General features: G+C 54.8%; 1 protein-coding gene. It reads right to left on the reverse strand.

Going from position 1 to position 14,801, the window contains the following annotated elements; genetic code table 11:
* Positions 1–11 precede the first annotated feature (11 nt).
* On the reverse strand, positions 12–14,696 hold the full coding sequence (locus REH51_RS05465; protein WP_498937106.1) for a YadA-like family protein: 14,685 nt from the start codon (positions 14,694–14,696) through the stop codon (positions 12–14).
* Positions 14,697–14,801 lie beyond the last annotated feature (105 nt).

Raw genomic sequence — 14,801 nt, forward strand, 5'->3', positions numbered from 1 at the left:
GTCGCTCTCCTTTACCAGTGCCAGCCAGCGCCAATACCTGCGCCGAAGTTGCTTTGCGAGTCGCCCGTCACCTTACCTTGGATAACCCAGCGGCCATTGTCTGAGAGGCGCGATACACCCACAGAGACCGCAGATTCGCCACCGTAGGTACCTGCCCCCACACCTACCATGCTCTTACCAGGCATCCAGGCTTGCGGCACCGTAGAGGCGGCGATCGCGCTAGCAGAACCGGCGTTAGCATTACGTTCAACGCTGTCGATACGGCCATGCACGTTGATAATCTCGTTCTCAAAACGACGACCGAGGTCATTCAACTGCCCCACGTTGGCAGCATCGTTGGCATTAATACCTGGCGCCACATTGGTGATGGTGGTGCCTTCATCGCCTTTCAGCGTGATAGTGCTGTAGTCCACATTGCCGTCTTCATCGCGATCGTAGTTCACCGCACCACGCTGTACCGCATCCAACTGACGAACGTTAACCGCGTCGGTGTCTTGGGTACCGCCTGCCACGTTGGTGATCTGACGCTCATTTCCTTCACTACCCACAGAAACAGCGCCCTGTGTGGAAGCAACGGATTCGTTGGAGAAGCGCTCACGCTCACCGTTCATGCCTTCACGGTCAGCAACGGAATCCGCACCAAGTGCAACACTGCCTTCGGCATTGGCCTGTGCTCCAGCCCCCGAGGCAACGCTACGGTCGCCTGCAGCAACGCTGCTTGACCCCATGGCGATGCTGTCGGCCCCTTGCGGGTCTGCGACAGGGCCTTCACTGTTGGCTCGGAAGTACTTGGAACCACCCTGCTCAATGTCAGTGATTTGGTTCTGCACATCCCATAGCTGGCTGCCGTTCACCGCATCCGAGCTGTTTTGCGCAATATCACCGGGTGCCACATTGGTGATCTTCGTACCGCCATCGCCTTCCAACGTAATCGTGTTGTAGTCAACACTGCCGTCGTCGCTGCGGTCATATTTCACTGCGCGATCATCCAGGTCAGCCAAGTCGTTGGTGATATTACTGATATCACCTTCAACATTGGTAACGCGGTTGTCTAGTGCGCCGACCGCCTGGTTGGTGGCATACAGCTGGCTTCCGTTAATAGCATCCGTGCTCTCAGCCGACACTCGGCCTGCCGCTACATTGGTCCCCGTACGTTCAGCCCCGACGCTGCCAACGCTGACAGTGGCTACCGGAGAGGCGCCCGCAAACTGGTACGTTTGGCCTGCAATCTCTATCGAAGCAGTGCTTACCGCCTCAGCGGTGCGAGCACCTTCACCTAGTGCTACGCTGCCTTGATGCGATGCAATGGCGTCGTAACCCATGGCTAACGCGCGATCAGCCGAGGCGACGGCTTCGTAGCCAACAGCGGTCGAACCTTGCCCTTGAGCAAAGGCATCGCTCACTGCTAAGCCGCTGTCGTTGGTGCGCACGTAGCGGATGCCACGGCCGTTATTGGTCACATATTCGTTGCTTATATCACCAGTAACGTTAGTGACAATGCTTTCCAACTGGTAAAGCTGAGAGCCGTTAATAGCATCTTTGCTATCAGCCGATACCGAACCATCAGCCACATTGGTGATTTTGTTATCACCCATGTCGATTCCATCGCCGCTGATGACCGGACCATCTTCACCTACAGCAATGCTATTACCGATCTTGAGATCGTCGTTCAGCGCCAGTTCAAGCGTCTGCTCATCGGTAAGCTTGGTGATGATGTTACTGGTACCTTCCTCATCAGCCTCGCCTACGATGTCCAGACGGTCACCCAAACGGCGTTCGGTGTCCTCACCTTCGTTAGCACCAAACGTCAGCGGATTGTTTGCAATCAACTGATCACCAGCACCGTCAACATAATCCTTGTTGACGATGTGAGTGCCTTCGGTGATATCACCGGTGTAAGTGACGTTGCCATCATTGTTCGCGAAGAAGTTATCGCCCAGCTTAGTCTCACCAGTCACAGTAAGATTGTTGCTGGAGATACGAGCGCCATTGATGGTGGTGTCGCCAAGGGTAATGCCTTCGTTGCTAATAAACGTATCACCTAGTGTGATGCTTTCCAGATCTGTCAGATTCTTCGCCATCACTAAGTTCAGTTGTTTACTATCGCTGTCGATGCGCAGGTTAGCGCCTGTTGCATCAGCATCTTCCGCCAGTTCACCAGAGATAGTCAGTGTTTCGCGCAGTCGCTTAGCGACTTTTTCTCCAGTATCGCCTGCGAAATAAATCGGGCGATCACCCAGTTCATCGATACCGCCGTCCACATAGTCTTTGTTGACAATGTGGTTGCCTTCAGTGATGTCGCCGGTGTAAGTGACGTTGCCTTCGTTAGTCACAATGAAGTTGTCGCCCAGACGGGTTTCGCCTGCCACCGTGAGGTTTTCATTCACCGTCATATTGTTGGTGGTGATGCTGTCACCATCAATGAAGGTGTCGCCCACGGTGATGCTGTTGCCGATCTTGAGGTCGTCATTCAACGCCAGCTCAAGCGTTTCCTCATCCGTTAGCTTGGTGATGATGTTGCTGTTACCTTCCTCATCAGCCTCGCCTACGATGTCCAAGCGGTCACCCAGGCGGCGATCAGTGTCGTCACCTTCGTTAGCACCAAAGGTCAGCGGCGTGTCGCCCAGCTCAGTCACTGAGTTATCCACGTAGCTCTTGTTGGTGATGTGGTTGCCTTCGGTGATATCACCGTCGTATGTGACGTTACCTTCGTTGGTTACGAAGAAGTTGTCGCCCAGCTGCGTGGTGCCTTCCACCGTCAGGTTTTCGTTGATGGTGGTGTTACCCGCTACCGTTAGGTTCTCGTTCAGGAACGTGTCGCCCTCAACGGTTAGGTTCTCGTTCACCGTCATGTTGTTGGTAGTGACGCTGTCACCATCAATGAAGGTGTCGCCCACGGTGATGCTGTTGCCGATCTTAAGATCGTCGTTCAGCGCCAGTTCGAGGGTTTCTTCATCCGTGATCTTGGTGATGATGTTGCTATCACCTTCCGCACCTTCCTCGCCTACGATGTCCAGGCGGTCACCCAGGCGGCGATCGGTGTCGTCACCCTCGTTAGCACCAAACGTTAGCGGCGTGTCGCCCAGCTCGGTCACTGAGTTATCCACGTAGCTCTTGTTGGTGATGTGGTTATCTTCCGTCACCGGGCCGTCGTAGAACGCTTCGTTGTTCACGATTGAGAAGCTGTCACCCAGGTAGGTGTCACCTTCAACCGTCAAGTTTTCGTTGATGGTGGTGTTACCCGCTACCGTTAGGTTCTCGTTCAGGAACGTGTCGCCTTCAACGGTCAGGGTCTCATTCACCGTGACGTTATTGGTGGTGACTTGGTTACCGTCGATCAGCGTTTCGTTGATCGTCAGGCTGCCATCTTCACCCAGGTCGATGTTCTCGGCCAGTTGGATGTTGAGCGTGTCTTCACCATCGGCCACGACACCGATGTTACCTTCAGTCAGACCACCTTCAGCACCACCTTTAACGTTGGTGGTTTCACCCAAGCGACGCTCGAACGGTGTACCACTGTCGCCTGCAAAGGTCAGCGGCGTATCGCCCAACTCAGTGACGCTGTTGTCAACGTAGCTCTTGTTGGTGATGTGGTCGCCTTCGGTGATGTCGCCGGTGTAAGTGACATTACCTTCGTTGTTGACGAAGAAGTTGTCACCCAGGCGGGTCTCGCCCTCAACGGTTAGGTTCTCGTTCACCGTCATGTTGTTGGTAGTGACGCTGTCACCATCAATGAAGGTGTCGCCCACGGTGATGCTGTTGCCGATCTTAAGATCGTCATTCAACGCCAGCTCAAGCGTTTCTTCATCCGTGATCTTGGTGATGATGTTGCTATCACCTTCCGCACCTTCCTCGCCTACGATGTCCAGGCGGTCACCTAGGCGGCGATCAGTGTCGTCACCTTCGTTAGCACCAAACGTTAGCGGCGTGTCGCCCAGCTCGGTCACTGAGTTATCCACGTAGCTCTTGTTGGTGATGTGGTTATCTTCCGTCACCGGGCCGTCGTAGAACGCTTCGTTGTTCACGATTGAGAAGCTGTCACCCAGGTAGGTGTCACCTTCAACCGTCAGGTTTTCGTTGATGGTGGTGTTACCCGCTACCGTTAGGTTCTCGTTCAGGAACGTGTCGCCTTCAACAGTCAGAGTCTCATTCACCGTGACGTTATTGGTGGTGACTTGGTTACCGTCGATCAGCGTTTCGTTGATCGTCAGGCTGCCGTCTTCACCCAGGTCGATGTTCTCGGCCAGTTGGATGTTGAGCGTGTCTTCCCCATCCGCCACCACGCCGATGTTGCCTTCGGTCAAGCCGCCTTCAGAACCACCTTTCACGTTGGTCTGCTCACCCAGGCGACGCTCGAATGACTCGCCGCTGTCGCCAGCGAAGGTCAGCGGCGTATCGCCCAACTCGGTCACGCTGTTGTCAACGTAGTCCTTGTTGGTGATGTGGTCGCCTTCGGTGATGTCGCCGGTGTAAGTGACGTTACCTTCGTTGTTGACGAAGAAGTTGTCACCCAGGCGGGTCTCGCCTTGTACCGTCAGGTTCTCGTTCACCGTCATGTTGTTGGTGGTGACGCTGTCACCATCAATGAAGGTGTCGCCCACGGTGATGCTGTTGCCGATCTTAAGATCGTCATTCAGCGCCAGTTCGAGGGTTTCTTCATCCGTGATCTTGGTGATGATGTTGCTATCACCTTCCGCATCTTCCTCGCCTACGATGTCCAGGCGGTCACCCAGGCGGCGATCAGTGTCGTCACCTTCGTTAGCACCAAACGTTAGCGGCGTGTCGCCCAGCTCGGTCACTGAGTTATCCACGTAGCTCTTGTTGGTGATGTGGTTATCTTCCGTCACCGGGCCGTCGTAGAACGCTTCGTTGTTCACGATTGAGAAGCTGTCACCCAGGTAGGTGTCACCTTCAACCGTCAGGTTTTCGTTGATGGTGGTGTTACCCGCTACCGTTAGGTTCTCGTTCAGGAACGTGTCGCCTTCAACAGTCAGAGTCTCATTCACCGTGACGTTATTGGTGGTGACTTGGTTACCGTCGATCAGCGTTTCGTTGATCGTCAGGCTGCCGTCTTCACCCAGGTCGATGTTCTCGGCCAGCTGGATGTTGAGCGTGTCTTCACCATCGGCCACGACACCGATGTTACCTTCAGTCAGACCACCTTCAGCACCACCTTTAACGTTGGTGGTTTCACCCAAGCGACGCTCGAACGGTGTACCACTGTCGCCTGCAAAGGTCAGCGGCGTATCGCCCAACTCAGTGACGCTGTTGTCAACGTAGCTCTTGTTGGTGATGTGGTCGCCTTCGGTGATGTCGCCGGTGTAAGTGACATTACCTTCGTTGTTGACGAAGAAGTTGTCACCCAGGCGGGTCTCGCCTTGTACCGTCAGGTTCTCGTTCACCGTCATGTTGTTGGTGGTGACGCTGTCACCATCAATGAAGGTGTCGCCCACGGTGATGCTGTTGCCGATCTTAAGATCGTCATTCAGCGCCAGTTCGAGGGTTTCTTCATCCGTGATCTTGGTGATGATGTTGCTATCACCTTCCGCATCTTCCTCGCCTACGATGTCCAGGCGGTCACCCAGGCGGCGATCAGTGTCGTCACCTTCGTTAGCACCAAACGTTAGCGGCGTGTCGCCCAGCTCGGTCACTGAGTTATCCACGTAGCTCTTGTTGGTGATGTGGTTATCTTCCGTCACCGGGCCGTCGTAGAACGCTTCGTTGTTCACGATTGAGAAGCTGTCACCCAGGTAGGTGTCACCTTCAACCGTCAAGTTTTCGTTGATGGTGGTGTTACCACCAATGATAGTGTCACCTGCAATATTGGTATCACCCGCAACGTTAAGGTTCTCAGTCACGTCGACATTGGTGAACTCGACATCGTCTGCCGTCGCGACAGTGATATCTTTGCCGTCACGCGTGATGGCGATGTTCTTGCCATCGAGCATCTGAACGGTGTCACCTGGCGCTACGTTGGTTGCAACGTCGCCGTTGGTCTGAACGTTCCAGCCCTTGTTCGCCACGTCGCTGACGTCAGTCAACTGATCCAGGTTCACCGCGTGGTCGCCTTCGGTACCGGCTGCCACGTTGGTGATCTGGTTGCCACCCATGTCAACGGTCGTGCCCGCCAGCAAGGTCAGGCTGTCACCAATGGTGGTGCCGCCGTTCAGGGTGGTGGGGCCGTTAACCGTGAGCGAGTCATTAACCGTGACATTGTTGATGTCCAGATCATCGCTCATGGCGATTTCCAGAGTCTGCTCATCCGTCAGCGTGGTGCTGAGGTTGGCGTTGCTGGTGACGACGTCTAGACGCTCACCCAGCTTACGATCAGTCGTAGTGCCAGCATCGTCGCCAAACGTCAGCGGGTTGTTGTCGATCAGGTCGTCGCCCGCCTGAGTGACATACTTCTTGTTGACTACTTGGTAGTCGTTAGTGATCTGGTCAGGCTCAACGTTGTAGATCGCTTCGTTATTAACGACCGAGAAGTTATCACCCAGGAAGGTATCGCCCTTCACCGTGGTGTCGCCTTCAATGGTCGTGTTGCCCGCGATCGTCGTGTTACCACCAATCGCAGTATCACCCGCAACGTTAAGGTTCTCAGTCACGTCAACATTGGTGAACTCGACATCGTCTGCCGTCGCGACAGTGATATCTTTGCCATCACGTGTGATGGCGATGTTCTTACCATCGATCATCTGAACGGTGTCACCTGGCGCTACGTTGGTTGCAACGTCGCCGTTGGTCTGAACGTTCCAGCCCTTGTTCGCCACGTCGCTGACGTTCGTCAGCTGGTCAACGTTAACCGCATCCGTACCGTCAACACCTGGTGCGACGTTGGTGATGGTGGTGTTACCTGCATCAATGCCTGTATTAGTGATGCTCGGGCCACCAGCGATGGTCAGGCCATCGTTGTTAACGGTGGTATCGCCCATGACAACGCTGCCGTTCAGGCCCAGGTCAACGTTTTCAGCCAGCTTGATATTCAGAGTGTCAGTGCCGTCAGCGACCACACCAATGTTGCCATCGGTCAATGTGCCGATGCTGCCACCTTTGACATTAGCGGTTTCACCCAGCTTGCGATCAAACTGAGTACCGCTGTCACCCATAAAGGTCAGCGGCGTGTCGCCCAGCGCGGTCACGCTGTTATCTACATACTTCTTGTTGGTGACCTGGTAATCATTGGTGATCTGATCGGGCTCAACGTTGTAGATCGCTTCGTTATTAACGACCGAGAAGTTATCACCCAGGAAGGTATCGCCCTTCACCGTGGTGTCGCCTTCGATGGTCGTGTTGCCCGCAACGTTAAGGTTCTCAGTCACGTCAACATTGGTGAATTCGACATCGTCTGCCGTCGCGACAGTGATATCTTTGCCGTCACGTGTGATGGCGATGTTCTTACCATCGATCATCTGAACGGTGTCACCTGGCGCTACGTTGGTTGCAACGTCGCCGTTGGCTTGAACGTTCCAGCCCTTGTTTGCCACGTCGCTGACGTTCGTCAGCTGGTCAACGTTAACCGCATCCGTACCGTCAACACCTGGTGCGACGTTGGTGATGGTGGTGTTACCTGCATCAATGCCTGTATTAGTGATGCTCGGGCCACCAGCGATGGTCAGGCCGTCGTTGTTAACGGTGGTGTCGCCCATGACGACGCTGCCATTCAGGCCCAGGTCAACGTTTTCAGCCAGCTTGATATTCAGAGTGTCAGTGCCGTCAGCGACCACACCAATGTTGCCATCGGTCAATGTGCCGGTGTTACCGCCTTTAACGTTGGCGGTTTCACCCAGCTTGCGATCAAACTGAGTACCGCTGTCACCCATAAACGTCAGCGGCGTGTCGCCCAGCGCGGTCACGCTGTTATCTACGTACTTCTTGTTGGTGACTTGGTAGTCATTGATGATCTGGTCAGGCTCAACGTTGTAGATCGCTTCGTTATTAACGACCGAGAAGTTGTCACCCAGGAAGGTATCGCCCTTCACCGTGGTGTCGCCTTCGATGGTCGTGTTGCCCGCAACGTTAAGGTTCTCAGTCACGTCGACATTGGTGAACTCGACATCGTCTGCCGTCGCTACGGTGATATCCTTGCCGTCACGCGTGATGGCGATGTTCTTACCATCGATCATCTGAACGGTGTCACCTGGCGCTACGTTGGTTGCAACGTCGCCGTTGGTCTGAACGTTCCAGCCCTTGTTCGCCACGTCGCTGACGTCAGTCAACTGATCCAGGTTCACCGCGTGGTCGCCTTCGGTACCGGCTGCCACGTTGGTGATCTGGTTGCCACCCATGTCAACGGTCGTGCCCGCCAGCAAGGTCAGGCTGTCACCAATGGTGGTGCCGCCGTTCAGGGTGGTGGGGCCGTTAACCGTGAGCGAGTCATTAACCGTGACATTGTTGACGTCCAGATCATCGCTCATGGCGATTTCCAGAGTCTGCTCATCCGTCAGCGTGGTGCTGAGGTTGGCGTTGCTGGTGACGACGTCTAGACGCTCACCCAGCTTACGATCCGTCGTAGTGCCAGCATCGTCGCCAAACGTCAGCGGCGTGTCGCCCAGCGCGGTCACGCTGTTATCTACGTACTTCTTGTTGGTGACTTGGTAGTCATTGATGATCTGGTCAGGCTCAACGTTGTAGATCGCTTCGTTATTAACGACCGAGAAGTTGTCACCAAGGAAGGTATCGCCCTTCACCGTGGTGTCGCCTTCGATGGTCGTGTTGCCCGCAACGTTAAGGTTCTCAGTCACGTCGACATTGGTGAACTCGACATCGTCTGCCGTCGCGACAGTGATATCCTTGCCGTCACGTGTGATGGCGATGTTCTTACCATCGATCATCTGAACGGTGTCACCTGGCGCTACGTTGGTTGCAACGTCGCCGTTAGCTTGAACGTTCCAACCGGTGTTAGCCACTTCATTTACTGCTTTCAACTGGCTGACGTTGACCGCATCGGTATCTGTCGCACCAGCTGCAACGTTGGTGATGCGACGCTCATTACCGGCAGAACCAACAGAAACTTCGCTAGCCGCCGAGGGTGCTGCAACGGCAATCGGATTGCCATTAATATCCAGCGGCTGATAAGCCGCCGTGCCCAGCGTGCTACCATCGGCGACAGAACCTGCGCCCAAGGCCACACTGTTTTCCGCCGTTGCTTCCGAGGAAGCCCCCATTGCCAGAGAGAAATCTCCCGAAGCCTTCGAGTTACTGCCATAAGCAGCAGCGTAGTCACCATTCGCCCTAGAGAAGAAACCTGTAGCAGTGCCGTTTTCTCCCGACGTTTCAGTTTGCCTCCCGACTGAAACGCCTCGATAACCACTCGAACTAGAGGAACCAACCGCTACCGAATCTTCGCCAGCTGCCATTGAAAGCTGCCCCAAGGCAACACTCGCTAGACCTGATGCTTTTGCGTTTGAGCCAATCGCAGAAGAGCCTAAGCCTGAAGCATTCGCTCTAGTGCCAATAGCAGTTGCGCTAATGCCAGTCGCCGCGGCGAAGCCGCCCAAGGACGTAGTGCCAGGCGCTGACGCCAAAGCATTTGCACCGACAGCCGTCGCACGATTACTACCCGTTGCCTGTGTATTGAAACCAATCGCGGTGTTTTCTAACCCTGTAGCGACAGCCTTCACGCCAGCGGCCATTGCATTTACACCAGTGGCGCCATCGTTTTCGTAGTTACCTTGAATAGTGCCGCCATCGTTAACGCTGTAGTAGTGCGTTTCTTTACCGTCGACATAGTCCTTGTTGACGATGTTATTGCCATCAATGATGTCGCCGGTGTAGCTGACGTTACCTTCGTTGTTAACGACGAAGTTATCGCCCAGCTTAGTTTCACCAGACACGGTGAGGTTGTTGGTAGTGATGCTGTCGCCATTGACGATAGTGTCACCAACTGTCAGGCCGTCGTTGTTAACGGTGGTGTCGCCCATGACGACGCTGCCGTTCAGGCCCAGGTCAACGTTTTCAGCCAGCTTGATATTCAGAGTGTCAGTGCCGTCAGCGACCACACCAATGTTGCCATCGGTCAATGTGCCGATGCTGCCACCTTTAACGTTGGCAGTTTCACCCAGCTTGCGATCAAACTGAGTACCACTGTCACCCATAAAGGTCAGCGGCGTGTCGCCCAGCGCGGTCACGCTGTTATCTACGTACTTCTTGTTGGTGACCTGGTAATCATTGGTGATCTGGTCAGGTTCAACGTTATAGATCGCTTCGTTATTAACGACCGAGAAGTTGTCACCCAGGAAGGTGTCGCCCTTCACCGTGGTGTCGCCCTGGATAGTGGTATTGCCGCCGATATTGGTATCGCCCGCCACATCCAACTGATTAGTCACATTGACGTTAGTGAAATCAGGCGAATCTGTCATTTGCAGATTGATGGCACCCGTTAGCGGGTCAGTGACCGTTTTCAGGTTTGCACCGGTGTAGGCACCGCCAGAGGTTGCCTCACCCTGAATCGCTAGTGTTTGACCGAGGTCACGATGAACATCAGCGCCTTCATTGCCTGCAAAGTCCAGACCTTCGGTCGTCAGATCCGAAGTGACTTGGCTTAACTGGTCCTCAGACGCAGCCTGGCCAGAGGTGAAGTTGTTCGGGTCGAAGGTTTTGTTGGTCAGGCCGCCAATGGTGCCGCTATTACCATCAATAGTGACAGGATTGGTCGAGCCAATATTGACAACATCCGCCAGCCCAAGCTGTACACCATCCGCCGTGGTGGTAGAGGTAACGTTGGGATCACCCTTAACATTAATGGTGTCGCCTAGCGCGTAGTTGTTGGCCGTCGCACCGTCACCAAAGTTGATGCCTTTACCAATCTCGGTGGTGTTGTTCGTGATATTGGTAGTGTTGTTATCAACATTGGTATTCGTCGCAAACAGCTGGCTACCGTTAACCGCATCAGACGAGGTATTGCTGATCTCACCATCTGCCACGTTGGTAATCTTGTCGCCGCCCACATCCAGGCCATCAACCGTGCTGGTAATGACGGTATTGTTGGTGGCGTCGCCGATTGTTACCTGATTGAACTCGACGTTATCAGAGGTGGCCACTTTGATGATCTGGTCACCATCGCGGGTAATATCGATGTTTTTGCCATCAATAAACTGGACGGTCTCGCCCGGCGCAACGTTATCGGCCACTTCCGCATTAACCTGAACACCCCAGCCAGCGCCAGCCAAGTTATTGACCGATTTTAGCTGGGCGACGTTAACCGCATCGCCATCCTTTGTGCCCGCAGCTACACGAGTGATTTGACGGCTGCCGATATCTACCGAGCCACGGGTAGCAATGGTATCCAGAATAGCCTGCTCATCAGCAGCGTCAGCCCCTGCTGGAACAAACCCAGCAACGCCTGCGCCAACCGTAGAAAGCGAACCTGAACCCAGCGCAACACCTTGCTCACCCCTAGCCAGTGCTCCGTTACCAAGTGCAACAGCGTTCTGCGCCGTTGCCTCTGACGATCTGCCGATAGAAATAGCGAAGTCTTGAGTCGCCTTAGCCAGCTGACCTATGGCAATACTGCTATTGGGCCCACTAGCGACTGCTTCGCGCCCGATTGCCATAGCCTCGAACCCGATAGCTTGAGCTCCGTCACCAACCGCAAGGGCGTGATCTTTCGTTGCACTAGCATTGGTACCAGCTGCCAGAGATTTCCAACCCGTGGCACCGTCGTTGTTGAAGTTACCTTCAGGGGTACCATCATCCTGAACACTGTAATAGTTAACACCACTTTCAGCCGCCATGGTTTCCACGGCCTTCAGCTGAGAGACGTTAACTGCATCATCATCCTGAGTACCAGCTGCAACGCTGGTGATCTGGCGACTGCCCACATCAACAGCGCCACGAACGGCAGCTGTATCCAGGATCGCTTGCTCTTGTGCCGCATCTGCGGTGGCCGGAATGTAACCATTTACACCTGGACCAACGGTTGAAATGGAACCAGAACCTAACGCGACGCCGCCATCCACTAACACTTCCGTGTTGGCACCCAGCGCGGTAGCACCTGAACGGTTCGCTAGGGCATTTTTACCCAACGCAGCACCAGAAACGTCAAATGTTTCTGGGTTCTCATTTGGATCATTGTCTTCACGCCATGTTGCCTGAGCACCATCACCAAACGCCGCACCGCCATTAGCAGCTCGCGCCACAGCACCCTGAGCGACAGAACCTGCCGCCCAGGCATCACGACCGATGGCCAGGGCATCTACACCAGTGGCTCGAGCATTAGTACCTACGGCAATTGCATCATCAACAGACGCAAGACTTTCGGTACCAATCGCAATAGCTCGCTCACCAGTTGCGTTCGCCTTAAAACCGTTAGCAACGCCATAATCTCCAGCATTGGCTCTGTTACCAAAGGCATTACCATACTCACTGGCATCTGCTCGAATCCCTATTGCAAGCGAGCCGAGCTGCATTGCACGGGCGTCATACCCCATTGCGACAGCACCCAATCCATCAGCAATAGCCGGTGCCTCAGCAGCCGGTGAAATAGCGATGGAAGCATTACCGGTAGCCTGCGCACCACCACCGATGGCGGTACCCGAGTTAGTGGTACTGCCAACGACCTTGCCTGCAACAGCATCAAACCCAACAGCGGTGCCATTAACAGCGCGCGAACCCGCACCTACTGCTACGGTGGGCATTGGATCGCCAACTTTATAGCCATTTGGATTAGAGGTGCCTGACAATGCGACAGAGGTGAGCGCAATATTCCTTGACAGCGCCCCATCACCTACCGCAACCGAACGAACACCCTCGGCTCTGGCACTGGTACCTAGCGCGCTAGACCGATTACCGGTAGCCGTTGCATTGTAGCCATAGGCAGACGATACATTGCCGCTGGCCGTGGAGTACTCACCAAAGGCCTGACCGCCGTTGCTGGCATTAGCACCGGTACCTACCGCCCACGAGCCAGTAGCAACCGCGCCACGGCCGATGGCACCAGTATCAACACCTGATGCTAAACTATCTTTACCAATCGCAATTGCATTGGTGGCTGAAGCCTCAGCATTGGTACCCATTGCAACGGTGTTTTCAACCGTTGCTTGTGACTGCTTACCTAAAGCAATGGCGCCATTAGCACTGGCAACTGCATCGCTACCTGATGCCCAAGCATTCTCAGCACTCGCTTTAGCACCACTACCTACCGCTGTACTACGGGATCCACCGGCTTCAGAAAATTCACCTAGCGCTATGCTGTAATCGCCATCGGCTTCAGCAAAATTACCCACACTGGAGGCACTCACACCGTTAGCTTTAGCAATATTACCTAGCGCTAAACTGTAATCGCCATTGGCTTTAGCTCCATTGCCCAGACTAGATGCCTGTACACCATTAGCCTCAGCAAAATTACCTACAGCAAGACCATAGTTAGCTCTTGCCTTTGCATTATTACCAAAGGCCGCGGCATCTTCGCCCACCGCTTCGGCACCAAAGCCCACCGCGAGAGCAGACATAGGGTTACCGGAACCGTCCACACCGCCTTCGGCGTATGCTTCATCCCCAATGGCGATATCGCCAGCCTTAGCTGCTTCCGCAGCCCCAATGGCAACGGAACGATTCCCCGTTGCCTTTGCATCACCACCGAGTGCGCTCCCCCCCTTTCCGAGGGCCTTTGCACCATACCCAAACGCCATAGCCGCTTCGGCTGCTTCCGCTCGAATACCAATAGCAAGCGAACCCAGCTCATTTGCCCGGGTGTCATACCCCACTGCAATAGCACCCAATCCATCAGCTATGGCAGGTGCATAAGCAGCGGGCGAAATAGCAATGGAGGTGTTGCCGGTGGCCTGTGCACCAGCACCAAGGGCCGTGCCGGTGTTAATTAAACCATCCCCATTTCCAGATTCACGTCCAGCGACCGCATCATGGCCGATAGCAGTCCCTGAATTCGCCGTTGCCCCCGCCCCCACCGCCGTGGTCGGCAAATAATCACCCACCTCGTAACCATTTGGATTACTGGTAGGGGCATCGTACAACGCCTGGGTTGTTACACGTATAGACTCTGCCACCGCGCCATCGCCCATGGCGAGAGAGCCTACACCTTTAGCTTTTGCCTCCGGCCCAAGTGCGACAGAGCGAACCTCCGAAGCAGTTGCATTCGTTCCCAACGCCATAGCCCAATTGGCTGACGCAACTGTTGGGCGATTGCCAACGGTGCCGATGGCAATGGAACGGTGCCCCCTCGCGACAGAACCACCACCAATAGCAGTACCCACACTGCTAGTCCCATCACTGTTCGATCCACCCGCTGCAGCACGATGACCTATGGCAACACCACCTGTCGCGGAGGATGCACGCCCAATAGCAACGCCGCTCTGCACATCAGGATTGGGAGGAAAAACAAGGTCAACGCCAGTCGCTTCAGCACCCCAGCCAATAGCGATCAAACCGTCACCACAGGCTTTCGCCCCAGAGCCAATGCCAATACGGGTGTTATTAAACCCCTGATTGGCACAGCTATCTGCATTCATTAACGCATCAGCCTGCACTGGAGAAACCAGCGTTATTGAGCCAACGGCGAGTGCCACTGCGGCGACCACGGGGCGCAGCAGAGCGGGAATATTTGAGGCGACTTCCGGTGCCGGCAGTTGGCCGACCACCCCTTGCCGTGTGGCCGCTTTATCGCGGCTGCGTGCCGCTTCAGATGTCACCACCAACCGACCAAGCGTACGGTTCCAGATTAGGCGAAATACGTTATTCATTTACTGAGAACTCCACTAACCATTCAGATGAGGAGGCGATTTCGCCTCGCACAGTTTTTCCCTTGGCCATCTCGGTGCGATGTTGAAGCTCAGGGGCAAACCAAA

Source organism: Halomonas bluephagenesis (genome assembly GCF_054790765.1).